We start from the raw sequence: 18,578 nt of genomic DNA, 5'->3' as shown, positions 1-18,578 counted from the left end.
TCTCCACTCGTGGAGGTATCTCCGCTAGTCTGGATAGTGCCATCCGACGGTAGATCGTTGCCCGTTGACGATCGGTACTTCCGGACGAACACGCCTCTCAGAACCACGCTGTAGTTTAAATACGATCCCGCAGCAGCGTTCGGTATGGATTGGGAGGCCCCCGCTGACGCCTGGTACGTGTGGTTCGCAGTCAGCATCATCAGTCTCGCAATGGTCGGTGTCGTTCTCGGGCTTCCGACGGGGCCGCCGCCCGATGCTGATCGAGCGGCGAACGCGGTCGAAGGGACATCCGGAAGCTCCTACGAAGCGGCCTCGACTTACGGACACGATGCCGAGGCGATCAAAATCGACGGGAAGACGATCGAAATGCGCAACGAACACGGAACCGATCGCTCGAGCATCAGATACGGCCAGGTAGTGGTCGTCAACGGCGACGATCGTCTCGAACGTCTCGTCTACGGCAGCGATTTCGAGACGGAGTTCGAATCAGAGATCGACGATCCACACGAGGATGCGGTGACGGTATTCATGGATCGTGTCGCAAACGCCGAGGAGACCAATGCCGACGAATGGCTACCGGTAACCGACGATCTGACAGTTCGACGAGTTACAGTCGAACCCGACGAAATGACGAGTATTCGTACGGAGGGCGGATCTCACGAAACCGTCGATCTCATTGTCGATACCCACTCCGTTCCGCAATCGATCCACATCCAGTATGAGGGTTTTGACGAACATACTGCCGTTGAGTATACGGTCGAGGGTGATTCCGTTATCGAGGACGAGTACGAGGACGCCGATTCGTTCTGGGAACAGGTCGAAGACACGTTTTCGGATTGGGTCGAAGCAGCCGATTGCTGGCTTTCGGACTGCGACGACGAGGGGGATCCAGAAGACGAAACCCAGCCAACGCACGCGGTGGACACCGACGGTTGGGATCCGATGTTGCACCACGGATCCGGTACCAGGGAGATCTCGATGCAATCACACATCTCCGGCGGTACGGATGACCCCGTCTGGGCCGGCGATTATCCGCTCGACGTAACCGCTGAGTTCGATGGTCACACGTGTGAGGGGACGCTTCACTACTCCGGCGACGAGGACGAACTCTGTCCACGCGGTACGGCTTCTGACGACCGCGTAGACGAACTGGGCTGGATCGAACTGAACGATGAAACGGGGAGATACCATGTCACGCTGGTCGTCGTCTAAGGCCCAGACGGAACCGATCGCGGCACTCGTCGCGGTCATCGTCATGGCGATCGCACTCGGTCTCTACAGCGGAGTCCTCACCGACGTCCTCACGGATCGTTCCGGACGCTCGCCGGAGGGCGTCGCGATCGATCGTATCTGGGAGGACGTTTCCCACGACGGTGTCTTTTCGACCCAACGAGACACCGGACTGGATGACATCGAACGCGACTCGTTGCCGGACGGACAGAACGTCTACGTCGAGGTCACTACGGTCGACGACGATGGTGAGGTCGAGGTCGTCGCCGCAGTACAGTTCGGGGCAGACGGCACTCGAGCGACCGGACAGGAAGGCCCTCCCGAAGGTGGGTCCGGTATCGAAACCGGTGTTGCAGAACGCCCCGTTCCCGTCGAGGACGACCTCCCTGGTGACGTTCACGGTGGAACTCTCCGCGTGGAGGTGTGGTCTCCGTGAGATCGGACCGGGGCGTCAGCACCGTCCTCGACATCACGCTGGCGCTGCTATTGGTCAGCGCGAGCATACTCGTGATCGGTTTCTACCTCAGCAGCTCCGAAGAAGGCCTCGAGGTCAATCAGGCGGATCGAACCGCCGAAACACTCAGCGCCACGACGGTCTCGGTTGGGTACGATCTCGAGGCACTCACGGAGAGCGATCACTACGAAGAGCCGGACGGCGTCGTGAGCTACGAACGGACGACGTACGGCCCCGCTGCCGGAACGATCGCGGAAGCGGCGGTCGTCAATGCCACGGTCGAAGATGAACGGCTGGTCCCGTACGCCGATTCGTTCGCCGACAGTGTCGCCGCCACCGTTGAGGGCCAATTCGTCGGTTCGAACCATCACGTCTACATCACCGCCAGTTGGCGGCCCTACGTGGATTCGTCGATCCGCGGAAACGCCACCGTTGGTCGACTGCCGCCGGTGACCGAGGACACGAACGCTGTCACGATGACCGCCTCGAGCGGAATGCCCGCCGTCGACGATTCGGATTTGGCCGAAGCCTACGCTGAAGATGAGGAACTCGACGATCTCGCCGAACCGATTGCTCGGTCGATCGTCCGTGGGTACTTCCCGGTCGAACGGTCGCAACTGGCGCTCGAGAGACAGCGACTCGATCGTGCCATCAAAACGACTCACTACCTGAAGATGGCCGAACTCGTCGGTCAAGATAGCGAACTCGAGCGAGACGAAGCCCCGCTGGCGCGGACCGATTCCCGGGCCGACGACGCAAACGACGTTCTGGTCGACGGCCTCAGTGAACTGATCAGCGATGATCTCGAATCGGGCCGGATTGGCGACGATCTCGACGAAATCGGCGACGACGAGGACGAACTGGAAGCATACTTCGAGAAGACCGTTTCGCCGGACGATGTCGACATCACGGTTTACACGTGGAACCCATGACAGGATCTCGTCCACAAACGATTTCGATCGACGACCGCGCTCGAGTTCCCTTCGCGATCATCGGCGTATTGCTACTGGTTAGCAGCGTTATGATCGTCGGTGTGCTCGAGTCACGCGATACGCCCGAGACTTCCGTCGATCAGACGCTCGCGATGGACCGGACGGAGTCGGCCGCCCAGAACGAACTCCGCGGTGCCGTCGTCGCCGCGACCCACCAGGCCGCAGCACAACCCCTGATGACCTCCGATCTGGATACCCTCGATGGCGATCCCGACGAGGTATTCAAGACGTATCTCAAACTCCTGATCTACCTGGAAGCGGAGGAAGCGCTGCCGAACGCCGGGCAGGAGATCGGCGATGCCGAAACGACGGTATCCGTCGACGGTCTCTCCAGCGATCCCGCCACCGCGGTCGGCGATGCAGACGACGAGATCGACATCGATCACCCCGACGACGGCATGATCCAGGTCTCTCTCGAGGACGTAACGATCACGCTTGAGAACGACGATCGGGTCATCAGCGAGCGGACGTTCGAGGATCTCACCGTCACCGTCGGCACGCCGATTCTCGAGTTGCAGGAGAAGACTCAGGAGTTCAACGAGAGTCTCAATGAAGGCTTCTTCGAAGGTGAGCCGTCCAATCTCGATAATTTGGCACACAAGACGGCCGCGCGCCTCTATCCGATGGCGTACTTCAAATCGTTCATTAATCGAATGGATTCAGGGAGAGGTACAGAACAGCAAGAATGGACGTTCGACGAAATTCTTAAACACAATCACACGGAGGTAATGGCGAATGACGCAATCTTCGGTGTCCAGAAGGAAGTATTCGGTGACGGTACTGTCGATCCGTACGCCGACCGCGTGATGCGTCCAGCGTGGGCGTGTCTCACCGCGGATATGATCGACGAAATGGCTGGCGGTGGTGACGATGACGGGGAGGATACGTTTGAGGCGACGGTCTCAGTCGGGGAGGGAGGCGGTGCAACCGTATCCGTCGGCGGAGAACGTCGGGGGGAGACGGACGCCTCTGGTGACGTCTCGTTCGAACTGGACAAGCCGGGAACGTACGACGTCGTGGTCGTGAAAGACGATCACGAGCGATTCGAGCAGCGTATCGAGTTCGACGAGACGAACGACCGTCTCACGGTCAGCCTCGTTTCATCGACGGATCGATCGATCGACATCTACGATTCGTCCGGAGAGCCGATCGAAGGCGCAGACGTCCACATCTGGACGAACGACGGACTCGTCTACGAAGAAAGCGTCGACGGATCGATCGATCTCGAGGACGATCAGACGGAGTTCACGCTCGAAATCTTCACCGAGGGCTACGAGGATTACTCGGAGACGGTTGCGGTCGACCAGTCACACGCCGCTGTTCTCACGCCGGAAGACGACGCGGCGCTTGAAGAGCTCGAAGCGGATGCAGGGGTGTTCGATTACTTCGATGACCCGGACCTCCAGGAGACGGTCTGTAACGACTTTCGCGAGTATATCTTCGGTGACAAAGACGGCGACTTCCCCGACGCACCGTCGTTAGCCGAGATCATCGACGGCATGTTCGGCGACATGGATCCACTGACGACGAAAGAGGAGGTTACGCCGAACGATATGGCGGATATCGCGTACTACGAACTGATCGGAGTCGGCTCGTTATCCGACGAACTGCAAGAGCTGCCCGGCGAGATGAATCCCGACGAGATCGATGGCAGTGCGTCACCGATCGGTTACGACGAGGGTTTCGCCGGTAGTTCCATGGAAGACGAGTACATCGATAGAGTATACGATATCGACGTCGATCGAACGACGAGTACGTCGTTCTGGTCGCTCCCGACAGATCGGAGCGATTCTCCGGAGAACTATTCGTACGAGTATTCGGAGTACAGGTACGAGACTCTCGAGGATGTCGATGTTTCGCTGTCGCAAGACTGGCAAACCACCCAGGGCGACTACTCCGACCGTGACGTCCACAGTCTCGGCATCGACGTCGAGTTCGAGTATCAGGAGACCTCGTTCTTCGAAAACACCACGGAAAACGGGAGCGACACGAAAACCGAGGTTCGATCTCCAGAAACACAAACCGTTTCCACCGAGGTTGATATCGACGCCGATCTCGTAGACGATCTCGAGGTCCCCGAGAGCAGAATTCACGACGATTTCGAGGGCGGGGAGGGGTACGACGAGCGTGGCGATATCGCGGGGCTCCCGGATCCCGATAACTTCGAACCCGTCGTCGTCGATTCACTCGAAACGTTGCTCGATATAGGCTCGCTCGATCCGGCTGACAGTCTCGAAGACCAGATCGAAGCCAGAATCACCGACTCGATACCGACCATCGATATTCCGGACGCTAACGAGAGCCCCGAGGACGAGGTCGAGAGCACGATCGAAAACTCGATCAACGGAGCCAGTTCGACGAGCTACGACTTCAGTGATCTCGAGAGCGGATCGGATCTCGACGAGGGCGAACTCGAGACGTGGCTACGAGACGACCTCTACGAGATAAACGCACTCGTCAAGAGAGAAACGGACCCAGTTACGGCCGAACGGCTCGAGTTCCTGAGTGGCGATTCTCCCTTCAACGAACTCGAAGACGAGGTCGTGAGCGTCGAGGACGATGTTATGGCGACGGGGTCGTACGAGAACGTTCCGGACTTGATTCGGATGGAGGTCCGACGGGCATACTTCGACGTTCTTACCGATCGAATCGAAGCACTGACCGAGTTCCACGAGGGGACGGTTGACGACGTCGGCGGCGCGATGTCCAGTGGCGATAGCACACTCGACGACTCCCTCGGGTTCATTCAGGATATCTTCACCGGTGATGTCGAGGAGCGGAGCGGTAATCTCGAGGGATCGGATCTCATGGAGGAGATGCAGTTCGAAGTCTCCGGCTCGCCGACGTACATGGATCTTGAGACGGTCAGCGGTGACGAAGTCGCGTCGGTTCGTCCGCCGAACTCTACGGTCATGGACAACGACATCGACGGAGAACACGCGACGCTCGGAGCCAGATACACCCAGCGCCTCCCGACACCTGGAATACCACTCATTCCGTGGCCACCGGCGCTGTACGTCTTACAGGCGAACAGCTACAACGTCGATATCAACGGTGAATACTCCCGCTTCGAGATCAGTGCGACGGCGGGCGATCCAACCGGCGGTGAGAGTACGACGTACGTCCGCGATCGGATGGATGTCGACGTTGACTTCGGCGACGGTGTTGAACGAAAGATCGGCGAGGTAGAACCGATCGAGTTCGATACCTCCCTCGAGATCGTGATCGTTATGCCCGGACTCATACCGATGCAGACAGGTGCACCGCCGAACACCGGTGACCCGGCGTTCGGTGAAGATATTGGATTCAGTACACTGTTAAATGCTCTCGATGGGGAGACAGTCGCAATGGAAGAACCCGTAGAGAGTGATGAGTATGCCGACATCGGACCCCAGAATCCTGACGATGAAGATTAGATACTGATTCGACCGGTTTCATCTCTCTGTAACCCAGCAGCAAATGAGTTAACAGTTTAAAATAACACTTCCGTTGCTGCTATTTGTTGTGTGATGAAAACAGACTGCAGTGTCGTCAGTGGCTATTCTGCCTCGAGTGCGCCAATCGCGCTTCCGGAACCAGCACTATACGTGAATAGTACGGACTCCTCGAGTATCGCGTATCCTTTGATGGTACCACCAATTAGGTTGAGGTGATCTGTCGTGTGGGTTGTCCACTGCTGCTCGCCGGTTTCTGGATTTAGCGCGTCCAAGTGTACGTACCCAAAGTCACGCCAGATATAGAGCGTGTCATCAGTGACAAATGGTTGGTGTCCAGTTGGTCCGGACTCGAGTGCATCTGAATGCCATGCAGTAGGCTCTTCACCGTTCTCTAACTCTGCTGCATGTACTGCAGAATATCCGGTTGGGGCTGCCGAATAGAGGGTTCCATTCACGATTGTTGGTGCACTACCAGTGGTCGGGACAGTCTCGCTAGTTTGTTCGTATTCGATGATATCTTTGGCTTCGCCTGTTTTCCCATCGATCGCTATAACTGTATCCATCTCGTTAATATAGATAGTTCCGTCTCGAATTAGTAATCCAAATCCAGAGCTAACGTTGCCTGAAGGCGAATATGTCCACTGGTTATCATCTTCTCCAATATTGAAGGCTATCGTTTCGTAGTCGTGACCATTTTTCGTGCGTCGAATCACGTAGAACGTTCCGTCGTCTCCAACTGCGATATCCTGCGTCTCGCCGGCCTCTCCTTCCCAAATGATCGCTTCGTTACTGACATCGATCGCGTACAACTCTCCGTCGTTGTGGACGTACACGATATCCTCAAAAACCCGAATGTCGCCAGAACCACTCGATCCCAATTCGATCGACCACAGTTCATCACCCTTCTCAGGATCGATCGCATAGAGTGTATCCGTTAGAAAATAGATGGCATCATTGGTAACTGCTGGTGTCGTCGGTGACGCCTCCGCGTCGTCGAATTCCCACTCGGTCTCACTGCTTGCCAGCTCGATCGCGTGGAGTGTCGACCGATCGTCGGCGACGTATACGAGACCATTACCGACAACGGGACCCGAGAAATTCACCTCGTCCATTTCGATCGTCCAGCGCTCCTCGAGCGGGCCGTCTGGTCCGCTCCGGTCTTCGGCTACCATCCGATTGTCCGCGGTAAACCGGGACATGGGCCACGTACCACTGGCCGCTTCATCGGAATCTCCGTCGACGGTTTGCTCTCCGTCGCCGTCTTCGTCGTCTCCGTTACCCGAATCGTCTTCGTCGTCACTATCTGTACACCCGGCGAGCGCCGTCAGGCCTGCGGTTGCACCACCACAAGCGACGAGCCACTGCCGGCGCGTTCGGTTCGAACGTCTCTCCATGATATAACCAAGGGCAACTATTAAATTACCGAAAGATACTGTTCGGATAGTACTACTATCTGGTTGCCGGAACGGTCGCTATTCGAGCAACTCGTCGCGAAGCATCGGAATGAACGTCCCGATATCGGTGACCATACCGATGGCCTGTGCGCTGCCGCGATCGAGCAACTGCGTAACCGTTGCGGGATTGATGTCGACACAGACGGTTTTGGTGGTCGAGGGAAGGCAGTTGCCGACGGCGACGGAGTGGAGCAACGTCGAGAGCATGAGCACGAGATCTGCCCGCTGAGCCTGCTCGCGGATCGCGTCCTGGGCCTCGATCGAGTCGGTGATCGTGTCTGGAAGCGGGCCGTCGTCGCGGATAGAGCCTGCGAGAACGTACGGGACGTCGTTTTCGATGCACTCGTACATCACTCCCTCGTCGACGATCCCCTCGTCAACTGCGGCCTCGATCCCGCCGAGGCGGGCGATCTCGCTGATCGTGTAGATGTGGTGTTTGTGCCCTTTTCGCGGGTGCTCGAGACTTTCCGTATCAACTCCTAACGAGGTTCCATAGAGGTCCCGCTCCAAGTCGTGGACGGCGAACCCGTTGCCGGCGCTCAGTCCGTCGATATGTCCTGCACGGACGAGATCCGCGAGCGCGTCTCGACCGCCGGAGTGGACGATCGCCGGGCCGCAGACGACGAGTACGTTTCCGCCGTTGGCGTTGACCTCACGGATCTCATTGGCGATATCCTCGATCAGCGACGCGGAGGGTCGCTCGCTCGAGACGCCACCTTGCATGAAACCAAAGGAGCCGCCGCCGTTTCGGGGGCGTTCGGGCGGTTCGACACGGATTCCAGTCTCGCCGGTGACGACGAGGTCGCCCTCGTCGACGGCGTTGAGGACTTTCGTGTAGACGCGCGGACTGTCGCTATCGCGGCCTCCGTCGGTATCATCGGCGGTCCGCGGATCCGCGGTGGCGGACCGCTCAACGATCAGGGCGCAATCCATCTCGATGTCCTCGACCTTCACCCACTTGCCGTCGACGCGAACGAACGTCGGGTGGTTCGTCGTCGAATAGAAATCGACCGGAACGACCCCGTCTTCCGGGGCCGCCTCGAGCGTCGCATCCCGTGGATCGGCGACCGTCGCGCCCTGCTGGTTGAGTTCGTGGAGAATGGCCCGCAGGTTCTCCTGAGAGTCGGCCAGCACGCGCATTCGGCAGTACGTCTCGGCGTGTTTGTGGCGACCGACTTCGAACTCTTCGACTTCGAACTCGCCGCCCATATCCATCACGACCCCGAAACACATGCCCATCGTCCCCGAGTCGATGATGTGGCCCTCGAGTTCGACGGTTCGCGAAACTGTCATTGAGAGGGGGTTGGCGACCGAGGACCGTGAATGTGTGCGTTGTGGACCGACCCGCCGACCGGCCACTCGCTACGAGTCGCTCGAGACGATAGGTCTGGAGAAATGATGGCTACGTCAACACTTTTGTAGACATCCGTGGACAGCCACGTCAGATAACGCGTGTCCGAACACAGTACTACGCCGAAGACGGTCGAGTTGTGGATCCGATCGTTTGCACCCGCGAGCGCGAGCCCACTTACGGAACGCGCCCTCGATGGACTCGACGAACTCGAGGCCTGCGAGTCGATCGAGTCGGTCGAGGTCCGTGTCTGGGGGAAGGAAGTCGGGCAAACCCGACACACCGAACGGATCCCGCACCTTCGGCGGATCGAAACGCGACTTCAGGCGTTCGAGTCGTGGGCCGCTCGTACCGGTCGACGACTCGAGCCGTTCTTTCGAGAGACGCATATCGAATCGACGATCACGAGCGAGTGTCACGACGTCTGGAAACTGCCGACGGTCGCACTCGCGGAGTTCGACGACGATGGCGATCTCCTCCACGTCGCCCCCTGTCGCGACGGCGAGCGGACGGTCGACGTCGTCGACCGGATCGACGCGCTCGTTGATGACGAGGAGCGGATGTCGTCCGTGGGCGGCGATGGATGTACTGACGAGGGTACCGATCAGTCATCCGGCGGAACGACGACTTACGGACAGAGCCGAATCGAACCGTTTTCGTCGCACTCCGACTGACGGGTATCGATCGATCCGAGAACCGGTCAGTTCTTCGGACGTTCTGGAATAGCGTGAACAATGCCTATGCGAGAGGGTACCATAGTATCGCGTATGGTGAGCGAATCAGCCAGTATCGGCCAGTCGCGGTGTCGAAACTGTGGATTCGAAGCCCCCGGCGGAGACGACGCGTGGCAGCGCATCGACGTCCCGAAACTGGGTCGGATGACACAGTGTCCCGACTGTCTGAGCACGGACGTAATCACGAGTCGGTAAATCTGTCGCCGAAACGCAGACAGACTCTTGGGGCTCACGCGTCTAGTTCAGTGCATGGAACACGAAACGAACGAACATTCCCAAGAGAGTGCCTCCAGCAGCGATCGCCCCACGTCGGATGCCGAGTGGCGATCCGAACTGAGCGAGGAGGAGTATCGAATCCTTCGGGAAGCCGGGACTGAAGCCCCATTCAGCGGAGAGTACGTCGATCACAAGGCCGACGGAAGTTACGTCTGTGCCGGCTGTGGAGCCGAACTGTTCGACTCCGAGACGAAGTTCGAATCCGGCTGCGGCTGGCCCAGCTTCTACGATGTCGACGACGGCCACGTCGAGACTCGTCGGGATACCAGCCACGGGATGCGACGCACGGAGGTCGTCTGTGCGAACTGCGGCGGTCACCTCGGCCACGTTTTCGACGACGGCCCCGAACCCACCGGAAAGCGCTACTGCATCAACTCGGTGGCTCTCGAGTTCGACGACGAGTAGTCACGAGCCGAGGACAGCGTCGCCGTCCGCCGCGAGTGGAGGTCATATCCGAGGCGAATGCAGGCATTATCCTTTTCGACGCAACCGACCCACATTTTGCCATGTCCAACGAACGACCAACCGCCGAGGACCTGCGACAGGGACTCACCGTCGAGATCGTTCAGGGGGACCAGGACGTTCGATCCGAGGATCAGGAGCCGATCATCGGCGAGGTCGCGACGATCTACGAAGACGACCCTGAAGGACCGACGGTCGAACTGAAAAACGGCGTAGTCGGCCACGTGCAGTCGGTCGTCCACGACGAATAGCGCTTCCCGCGCACCGGCCACCGTTTTTGCTGCGAGCCGTTCCGCCGTAGTACGCTCCGTGCCGGCCAAAGCAATTTCCGGGCCTCCGTCGATATGGAAACATGGCCGACTCGAGTCCCCGCTCACTCGTTCGTGACGTCGCCGCAGTCGCTCGCGAACGCCAGATCAGCGTCAAATCCGCTGGGCTGGCCTACCACGCGTTCAACACCCTCGTCCCGCTGGTCATCCTCGCGCTCGTCGGGATCACGCTCGTCGACTCGCTCGAGCCACTGATCGAGACCCTCGAGACGGCGACCGGTCTCGAGGGGACGGTAACCGACGGCGGACTCGAGGGGGCCGTCGGGACCGGTGCTAACCGGTTACGGGCGGCGCTGCTCGCACTGGTCATCTTACTCTGGAGCGCGGTCCGTCTGTTCCAGGCCGTAAACAGCGCGTTTACGGACGTCTACGGCTCGAGAAAGAGCGAGTCGTACATGAACACGGCCGCGACGGTGACGCTCGTAACGGCGCTCAATGTCGTGCTCGTAACGCTGACGCTCACAGCGGGCGTCGCACTGGTCAGCGTCGTCGGTATTAGCCTCTCGGTGCTCGTCGGCGGAATCTGGGCGACTACCGCCAGTACAGCGCTGCTCGCTGGCCTGCTGCTGGCCGTCTTTCTCCCGATGTACTACCTCTTTCCCCAACTCGACGTCTCGGTGGGCGAAGTACTGCCGGGAACGGCGTTCGCCGCCCTCTCCTGGACCGTTCTGGCGGTCGGCTTCCGAATCTACGTCGCGACTTCCGGGAGCGTCGCGCTGTTCGGTATCGCCGGTGCCATCTTGCTCGTCCTCACCTGGGTCTACCTCGGCGGCCTCTGTCTCCTCTTGGGTGCCGTCCTCAACGCCGTCCTCGCGGGCCGCGTCGATCCCGAGGAGGGGTGGGTGCCGATGAGCGAGGTGTGGAAGAAGTACGCCTAACGAACGGTACTGAAAAAGCCTGCCACACGGGCTGAAACCGCGCTCCAGCGGCTGTGCGTTAGTTCTGATCCGTCCTGCTCACTCTCCCGTCACCCTCGCGAAACGCGGCATAGATCGTCTGCGCTCGCGTCTCGCCGATCCCTTCGATTCGCACGAGATCCTCGAGGCTCGCCTCGAGCAACGCTTGGATACTGGGATATCGCTCGTACAGCGTCGTGGCGAGCCCGGGCCCGATTCCATCGATACAGCCGTACATCCGCTTCGCCGTGGGTTCGTGCCGACTCGCGACGGATCCGACCGCTAACTGGCGGTTCGAGGGCTCCTCGAGGTGCTTTCGGCCCAGTCGGATCGCGTAATCGACCAGGTGCGTCCGATTCGTACACGGGATGACCGGAACCTCGTGGCGAGCCGTGATCGAGGCCATCGAGCCGCGAACCGATTCGGGGGAGACGGCCGTTCGCAGCGACGCGAGGTCGTCGAAGTCTCCCTCGAGCAGGACGTAGGAGTGGTCGTAAGCGGCGGTCATCCGTTCGACCTGATCGGTCAGATCGGAACCCGACCGGCTCATCGTGCTGTTGACGTAGTCTCTGAGCGTTTTGCGTTCGAAGCCGACCGAATCGATCGCAAGGTCGCCGGCTGGTAGCCGGTCAACGATGATCTCCGTTACATCGGGATGGCCGCGAACGGCATCGACGACTCCCGTCGGTTCCCGATCGTCGACGGTGACGGCAACGCGCATATCGGTTTGTAGCGCCTCGAGACGGGAACACGCATCGATCCGATTCGGATCCGGAGCGACCCGCGGTACCGTCCCGATCGGTTTCCGTACGGTGAGGAAAAGCGATGGATTCTATCACCGTGGGCACCTACGGGCGACGAATGGTTTCCGAACGGACCGTCGACGACGCAAGTCTCCTCGTCGTCACTCCCGATGAGAGCGCGACACCCGCCGACGCGGAGTCGCTCTCGAACGTCCTCGAAAGCGGACTCGGCGACGGGGTCGGCGCGATCACGGCATCGACTGCAGACGCGGCCCTCGAGGCGCTCGAGGCGAACCCCGTCGGCTGCGTCCTGACGCCGCAACTGCTCTCGGACGCGAGCGGTCTGGAGCTCCTCGAGCGAATTCGCGATCGGGAACCGGACTGTCCGGTCGTGCTCGCGCCCGAAGACGGCGACGAACGGCTCGCGAGCGAGGCGATCGCGGCCGGCGTCACGGAGTACGTCCCTCGAGACCGACGCGACGAGGATCTCGCGGCAGCGCTCGAGCGGGCGATCGAAACGGGGCGGGAGCGGCGAGACCGACGGGAACGGGCCCATCAGTTTGACGCGATATTCGACGATCCGGAGGCGTACTCCTGGGTGACCGCGCCCGACGGACGCGTCCGTCGGGCGAGCGAAAGCGCTCTCGAAGCGATCGACGCGACCGTGGACGACGTCACAGATCGTCCGCTCTCGGCGTCACCGTGGTGGGAGCGCACCGGAGACGGTCGCGAAGTACTCCGGGACGCGGTCGAACAGGCGGCGACCGGCGAGGTCGTACGGCGAGAGGTGACGCAGCCCCGGTTCGACGGCGACGACAACGGCGACGAAGTGAGCGACCCGCACACGCTCGAGGTGACGATCCGTCCGGTCTCCGACGATTCGGGGACCGTCGTCTCCCTGCTCGTGCGGGCGATCGACGTTACCGAACGGGCACGACTCGAGCGGGAGTTGCGCGAGTCCGAAGCGCTCCATCGGGTGACGCTCAACAACATGACCGACACCGTCCTCATCACGAACGACGCGGGCGAGTTCACCTACGTCTGCCCGAACGTCCACTTCATCTTCGGCTACTCCGACGACGAGATCCACGAGATGGGGTCGATCGAGGAGCTACTCGGCCCGGAACTCTTCGATCGCGACGAACTCGAGGATGCGGGCGTGTTGACCAATATCGAATGTACGGCGACGGATAACGCGGGACGCGAACACACGCTGTTGGTCAACGTCCGCGAGGTCTCGATTCAGGACGGAACGCTCCTCTATAGCTGTCGCGACATCACGAAACGAAAGCGCCGCGAGGAAGCGCTGACGGCGCTCCACCGAACGACGCGGGAACTGCTCTACGCGGAAACGGAGCGCGAAATCGCCGATATCGTCGTGGGAGACGCAGCGGACGTTCTCGATCTCGAGGGAAGCGGCGCCTACCTGTTCGACACCGACGAGAACGTGCTCCGACCGGTCGCGTCGTCGCCGGGACTGAAACGCCTTCACGGTCCCCTCTCGGAGCACCTCGCGACCGACGACAGCATTTCGGGGCGCGTTTTCGTCGAGGGCGAGCCCCGATTCTTCGCGGATATCCGCGAGGCGGACGCGCTCTCGAGTCCGACGACGGCTATCAGGAGCGGGGGATTCGTTCCACTGGGCGATCACGGCGTCTTCCTCGTGGGATCGTCCGAAGTCGACGCGTTCGACGACGTCGCTCGAGAACTGGCCGCCCTGCTGGCCGCGACGGCCGAAGCGGCGCTCGACCGAGTCGAACGGGATCGAACGCTTCGTGAGCGCGATCGGGAACTCAAACAGCAGAACCGACAGCTCACGCGGCTCAACCAGGTCAACGAGATCATTCGTGAGATCGACGCGGCGCTGGTGCAGGCCGAAACCCGCGCGGAGATCGAGACGGCCGTCTGCGGACGGCTCACGTCGGCCGACCGGTTTTCGTTCGCCTGGATCGGGACGATGGACGCCGCGGATAACCGCCTCGAGCCGAACACGCACGGCGGAACGGGTCGCGGCCAAGACTACCTCGACAGCGTTTCGCTCTCGCTGGCGGATGGGAGCGAGCCCGCGGCCCGTACGGCGGCCGACCGCGAGGTGACCGTCGTCTCGAACGTCGTTGACCGACTCCGCGACGAACCGTGGCGCTCGGAGGCGCTCTCTCGAGAGTACCAGTCGGTTACCAGCGTTCCGCTGGGATACGACGAATTCACGTACGGCGTACTGACCGTCTACGCCGACCAGCCCGACGCGTTCGACGAGGTCACGCAGACCGTTCTCGCGGAACTCGGCGAGACGATCGCGTCCGCCATCGCCGCCGTCGAGCGCAAACAGGCGCTGTTGACGGACTCCCGTACCCGCCTCGAGTTCGACGTGTACGACGACGGCTTCGTGTTCTCTCGGCTGGCTCGGGCGGCCGACTGTGTGCTCTCCTTCGACGGCGGTATCCGTCTACACGAGGACGGGGCCGCGGTATTCGCAACTGTCGAGGACGCCCCGCCGAGTGCCGTTGTGGACGCAGCCACCGATCTCGTCGCCGTCGAGGATGCGCAGGTGATCAGCGACGGCGAGAGCGACACGAACGGTGACGAGGGCGGGACGGTCCTCCTCGAACTCTCCTCGCCGTTTCTGGCCCTCCAACTCGCGGATCACGGCGTGGTTCTACACAGCGTCGAGGCGACGCCGGAGCGGACGCGCGTCGTCGTCGACGTCCCGCCAACGGTCGATGCCAAAGGGAGCATCGACGTCGTCTCGAACGGTTTCTCGGACGTCGAACTGCACGCCAAGCGGACCATCGACCGGACGACCGCGCGTGATCTTCGGGCCGCGCTCCTCGAGCGACTCACCGATCGGCAACTCGAGGTCGTACAACTGGCGTACTACGGCGGCTACTTCGAGTCACCGCGGGAGCGGTCGGGCGAAGCGGTCGCGGACACGCTCGGCATCTCGTCGGCCGCGTTCTACCGCCATATCCGGATCGTGCAGCGAAAACTCTTCACCATCCTGTTCGACGAGATCGGTGTTCCGGCGAATACTGCGAGAGGGGTTGAATAGTGAACCATCGCACGTCCGCGTAGCTAGCTATCCAACAATCATCCCTATCCTAATATCCCTATTATTCCTTAGTGTGACGACTCCTGTGAAAGACGTCTATCTCAACCCCGGCGAAGAATCGAACTACGAGTGTTTCGACTGCGGAACCGTCGTTCGGGCGACGGCACCGGTGTCCTGTCCCGACTGCGGCGCTGACATGCGAAACCGGCAGACACCGATCGAATAATCGAAGCGCCATGGCATCTAACCAACAGTCGTCAATCCCCTCGGTAGACCGGGGACCGGCCGACGAAACGACGCCCGAAACGGCACTCGAGACCGCGCGTCGACAGCTCGGCCGCGCGGCGTCTCACATCGAGATCGACGCCGCCGCCCTCGAGCGGCTCAAACACCCGGCGAAGGTCCACGAAGTGACCGTTCCGCTCGAGCGCGAGGACGGTTCGGTCGAGGTCTTCACCGGCTACCGAGCCCAACACGACAGCGTCCGCGGTCCGTACAAGGGCGGTCTCCGCTACCACCCGGAGGTGACGCGCGACGAGTGCGTCGGCCTCTCGATGTGGATGACCTGGAAGTGTGCCGTCATGGACCTGCCCTTCGGCGGCGCGAAGGGCGGTATCATCGTCGATCCGAAATCGCTCACCGACGACGAGAAGGAGCGACTCACCCGTCGGTTCACCCACGAGATCCGCGACGTGATCGGTCCGACGAAGGACATTCCCGCGCCCGATATGGGAACCGACCCGGCGACGATGGCCTGGTTGATGGACGCTTACAGCATGCAGGAAGGCGAGACCATCCCCGGCGTCGTCACCGGCAAACCGCCCGTCGTCGGCGGCTCCTACGGCCGCGAGGAGGCACCCGGCCGGAGCGTCGCCATCGTTACGCGCGAAACCTGTGAGTACTACGACTATCCGCTCGAGGAGACGACCGTCGCCGTCCAGGGCTTTGGCAGCGTCGGAGCCAGCGCCGCCCGCCTGCTCGAGGAGTGGGGCGCAACCGTCGTCGCCGTCAGCGACGTCAACGGCGCGGTCTACGACCCTGCCGGGATCGACGTCGCTGCGATCCCGTCCCACGACGAAGAGCCGGAGGCGGTCACCAGCTACGCCGCCGCGACCGACGTCACGCGGCTCTCGAACGCTGAACTCCTCGAGTTGGACGTCGACGTCCTCGTCCCGGCCGCCATCGGCAACGTCATCACCGCGGACAACGCCGAGGCCGTGGCGGCCGACATCGTCGTCGAGGGTGCGAACGGGCCGACCACGTTCGCCGCGGACACGATTCTCGACGAGCGCGGCGTCCACGTCGTCCCCGACATCCTCGCGAACGCCGGCGGGGTGACGGTGAGCTACTTCGAGTGGCTCCAAGACATCAACCGCCGCCAGTGGACGCTCGAGCGCGTCCACGAGGAACTCGAAGCCGAGATGATCGACGCGTGGTCGCACCTGCGCGAGGAGGTGGAGCGACGGGGCGTGAGCTGGCGCGACGCCGCATACATCGTCGCGCTGTCGCGAGTCGGCGAGGCCCACGAGGTACGCGGGCTCTGGCCCTGACGGGACCGTCCGAGAAACGCCGGTTCGGAATCGGACGCGCTACTCCGTCCTTTCCCGTTCGAGGTACCCGACCGCCTCCTCGTCGCTCACCTGTCCGAACGTTCGGTAGAACTGGCCGACCGCGCGGAACGACTGGGGCGTCCGGAGGGCGATTATCTCGTCGGCCTCCGTCTCGAGGTCGCCGATCCCTCGCGGCGAGCCGACCGGAACCGCGAGCGCGACGAACGCGGCACCGCTATTCCGGATCTGTCGCAGGCAGGCCATCGCGGTCGCGCCGGTTGCAACGCCGTCGTCGACGACGATCACGCGTTTGCCCTGGAGATCCGGTAGGCCGACCGTCTCACGATACCGATCGGCCTTCTCGCGGGCGTTGTTCGCCTCTTCCCCCCGGATCTCCTCTAAGTACTCGTCCGAGACGCCGAGTCGATCGATGAGGTCCTCGTTGTACCAGACGCTGCCGTCGCTCGCGACCGCACCGAGCGCCAGTTCGGGGTTCTTCGGTGCCCCCATCTTTCGGGCGACGACCACGTCCAGGTCGGCGTCCAGCGCGTCGGCGACCGGCCGGGCGACGGGTAAGGCACCGCGGGGAATCCCGAGGACGATATCGGCCTCGAGACCGCGGGACTCGAGTTCCGCCGCGAGCCGTTCGCCGGCGTCGGTTCTGTCGTCGAACATGGCTCTTGCTACGATGGCCACGACCTATGCTTTGGTGCGGCACACGACGGGTCCCGACCCCCGCGTTCGAATGCGACCGGAACACGCCTGCCGAACGGCTACCCGTTACGATCCGGGAGATAACTCATGGGACGCCTCCAGCGAACGCTCTCGAACGTCTCCGAGGAGACCGGTCTGGACAACGGTCGCGTCGGCATCGTCGCCGGAGCCATCGAGTATCCGAATCAGCCCGCCCTCGTCGGTCGAGCGGCGCTCCGGACCGGCTCCGATCACGTCCGGGCGTTCGTCCCGGACCCGCTCTACGAAATCGTCGCGGGCCACGAGCCGAACCTGCTCGTGGACCGCTACGCGGGCGAACAGTTCGAGGAGAGCGCGGTCAAACGGACCCGCGAGATGAGCGAGTGGGCCGACGCGCTCGTGATCGGTCCGGGACTCGTCGACGCGGACCGCAACGCCGTCCACGAGGCGATCGATACGATCGACGTCCCGACCGTCGTCGACGCGCTCGCGATCGAACCCGCGCTCGAGGCCGATCTCTCGAACACGATCCTCACGCCGAGCGGGTCGGAGGACGATGCGATACGCGACCATTACGGCTCGCTCGAGGCGTTCTCCGAGGAGACGGGTGGGGTCGTTACGCTGACCGGGGACGTCGACGAAATCGTCGCCGCCGGCGAGCGCGTGCAAAACGAGACGGGAACGTCGGCGCTGTCGGTCGCCGGGACGGGGGATACGCTGGCCGGAATAATCGCCTCCCTGCTCGGCCAGGGAATGGATCGCACCGAGGCGGCGGAACTGGGGACGTGGATCATCGGCAAGAGCGGTGAACTAGCGACCGCCGAGTACGGCCCGGGGGTCCTCGCGACCGACGTGATCGAACGAATCCCGGATACGATCCGATAGCGCTCATCGAGCCGACGTCGCCGGGGAAACGATTACCAGTCGC

17 protein-coding genes are annotated in these 18,578 nt (G+C 61.7%); 13 read left to right on the top strand and 4 right to left on the bottom strand.

The window, feature by feature from the left end; genetic code table 11:
* Positions 1 to 144: 144 nt before the first annotated feature.
* The 4 genes from DWB23_RS02900 to DWB23_RS02885 are packed head-to-tail and all read left to right on the top strand — an operon-like array spanning position 145 to position 6,092.
* Positions 145 to 1,212, top strand: coding sequence for a DUF7283 family protein (locus DWB23_RS02900; RefSeq protein ID WP_121741295.1), 1,068 nt, complete (start codon positions 145 to 147; stop codon positions 1,210 to 1,212).
* The gene (locus tag DWB23_RS02895) at positions 1,190 to 1,666 is read left to right on the top strand and encodes a DUF7285 family protein (RefSeq protein ID WP_121741294.1); all 477 of its coding nucleotides are present in this window, start codon (positions 1,190 to 1,192) and stop codon (positions 1,664 to 1,666) included. The genes DWB23_RS02900 and DWB23_RS02895 overlap by 23 nt, the downstream gene beginning before the upstream one ends.
* A complete protein-coding gene (locus tag DWB23_RS02890; protein ID WP_238717330.1) occupies positions 1,663 to 2,616 on the top strand; it encodes a DUF7284 family protein in 954 nt (317 codons plus the stop codon). The genes DWB23_RS02895 and DWB23_RS02890 overlap by 4 nt, the downstream gene beginning before the upstream one ends.
* Positions 2,613 to 6,092: a carboxypeptidase-like regulatory domain-containing protein gene (locus DWB23_RS02885; protein ID WP_238717329.1), complete on the top strand. Its 3,480-nt coding sequence runs from the start codon at positions 2,613 to 2,615 to the stop codon at positions 6,090 to 6,092. Before DWB23_RS02890 ends, DWB23_RS02885 begins: the two co-directional genes overlap by 4 nt.
* Positions 6,093 to 6,214: 122 nt before the next feature.
* On the opposite strand, the gene DWB23_RS02880 is transcribed toward DWB23_RS02885, so the two are convergent.
* Together DWB23_RS02880 and DWB23_RS02875 are read right to left on the bottom strand one after the other, a co-directional pair.
* The gene (locus DWB23_RS02880; RefSeq protein ID WP_121741292.1) at positions 6,215 to 7,507 is read right to left on the bottom strand and encodes a PQQ-binding-like beta-propeller repeat protein; all 1,293 of its coding nucleotides are present in this window, start codon (positions 7,505 to 7,507) and stop codon (positions 6,215 to 6,217) included.
* 78 nt (positions 7,508 to 7,585) lie between these two features.
* Positions 7,586 to 8,860, bottom strand: coding sequence for an ornithine cyclodeaminase, nickel-pincer nucleotide-dependent (locus DWB23_RS02875; protein WP_121741291.1), 1,275 nt, complete (start codon positions 8,858 to 8,860; stop codon positions 7,586 to 7,588).
* A gap of 159 nt (positions 8,861 to 9,019) precedes the next feature.
* On the opposite strand from DWB23_RS02875, the gene DWB23_RS02870 reads away from it, so the two are divergent.
* The 5 genes from DWB23_RS02870 to DWB23_RS02855 all read left to right on the top strand — a co-directional run bounded on the left by DWB23_RS02870 (position 9,020) and on the right by DWB23_RS02855 (position 11,597).
* Positions 9,020 to 9,592 (top strand): HTH domain-containing protein, encoded by a 573-nt coding sequence (locus tag DWB23_RS02870; protein WP_121741290.1) that lies wholly within the window; start codon positions 9,020 to 9,022, stop codon positions 9,590 to 9,592.
* 93 nt (positions 9,593 to 9,685) lie between these two features.
* On the top strand, positions 9,686 to 9,847 hold the full coding sequence (locus DWB23_RS22810; RefSeq protein WP_162989729.1) for a hypothetical protein: 162 nt from the start codon (positions 9,686 to 9,688) through the stop codon (positions 9,845 to 9,847).
* A gap of 54 nt (positions 9,848 to 9,901) precedes the next feature.
* Positions 9,902 to 10,333 carry a peptide-methionine (R)-S-oxide reductase MsrB gene (msrB, locus tag DWB23_RS02865; RefSeq protein ID WP_121741289.1) on the top strand — a complete coding sequence of 144 codons (432 nt, stop codon included), beginning with the start codon at positions 9,902 to 9,904 and terminating at the stop codon, positions 10,331 to 10,333.
* A gap of 101 nt (positions 10,334 to 10,434) precedes the next feature.
* On the top strand, positions 10,435 to 10,641 hold the full coding sequence (locus tag DWB23_RS02860) for a DUF2196 domain-containing protein (RefSeq protein WP_121741288.1): 207 nt from the start codon (positions 10,435 to 10,437) through the stop codon (positions 10,639 to 10,641).
* Between the two features lie 101 nt (positions 10,642 to 10,742).
* Positions 10,743 to 11,597 carry a YihY/virulence factor BrkB family protein gene (locus DWB23_RS02855; RefSeq protein ID WP_121741287.1) on the top strand — a complete coding sequence of 285 codons (855 nt, stop codon included), beginning with the start codon at positions 10,743 to 10,745 and terminating at the stop codon, positions 11,595 to 11,597.
* A 58-nt stretch (positions 11,598 to 11,655) separates the two neighbouring features.
* Here the strand turns inward: DWB23_RS02855 and DWB23_RS02850 are convergent, their stop codons facing one another.
* Positions 11,656 to 12,336 carry an ERCC4 domain-containing protein gene (locus DWB23_RS02850; protein ID WP_121741286.1) on the bottom strand — a complete coding sequence of 227 codons (681 nt, stop codon included), beginning with the start codon at positions 12,334 to 12,336 and terminating at the stop codon, positions 11,656 to 11,658.
* A 140-nt stretch (positions 12,337 to 12,476) separates the two neighbouring features.
* Here DWB23_RS02850 and DWB23_RS02845 point away from each other — a divergent pair, with 140 nt between their 5' ends.
* The 3 genes from DWB23_RS02845 to gdhB all read left to right on the top strand — a co-directional run bounded on the left by DWB23_RS02845 (position 12,477) and on the right by gdhB (position 16,957).
* Positions 12,477 to 15,407: a bacterio-opsin activator domain-containing protein gene (locus tag DWB23_RS02845; RefSeq protein WP_121741906.1), complete on the top strand. Its 2,931-nt coding sequence runs from the start codon at positions 12,477 to 12,479 to the stop codon at positions 15,405 to 15,407.
* 85 nt (positions 15,408 to 15,492) lie between these two features.
* Positions 15,493 to 15,633, top strand: coding sequence for a rubrerythrin-like domain-containing protein (locus DWB23_RS02840; protein ID WP_121741285.1), 141 nt, complete (start codon positions 15,493 to 15,495; stop codon positions 15,631 to 15,633).
* A gap of 10 nt (positions 15,634 to 15,643) precedes the next feature.
* Positions 15,644 to 16,957, top strand: a complete 1,314-nt coding sequence (gene gdhB, locus DWB23_RS02835; protein WP_121741284.1) for a glutamate dehydrogenase GdhB — start codon at positions 15,644 to 15,646, stop codon at positions 16,955 to 16,957.
* A 39-nt stretch (positions 16,958 to 16,996) separates the two neighbouring features.
* Here the strand turns inward: gdhB and DWB23_RS02830 are convergent, their stop codons facing one another.
* Positions 16,997 to 17,632 (bottom strand): phosphoribosyltransferase, encoded by a 636-nt coding sequence (locus tag DWB23_RS02830; protein ID WP_121741283.1) that lies wholly within the window; start codon positions 17,630 to 17,632, stop codon positions 16,997 to 16,999.
* Between the two features lie 126 nt (positions 17,633 to 17,758).
* Here DWB23_RS02830 and DWB23_RS02825 point away from each other — a divergent pair, with 126 nt between their 5' ends.
* Positions 17,759 to 18,535 carry an NAD(P)H-hydrate dehydratase gene (locus DWB23_RS02825; protein ID WP_121741282.1) on the top strand — a complete coding sequence of 259 codons (777 nt, stop codon included), beginning with the start codon at positions 17,759 to 17,761 and terminating at the stop codon, positions 18,533 to 18,535.
* Positions 18,536 to 18,578 lie beyond the last annotated feature (43 nt).

Source organism: Natronorubrum halophilum, assembly GCF_003670115.1.
GTDB classification, from domain to species: Archaea; Halobacteriota; Halobacteria; order Halobacteriales; family Natrialbaceae; genus Natronorubrum; species Natronorubrum halophilum.
This window is presented reverse-complemented; position numbering and strand designations above follow the sequence as displayed.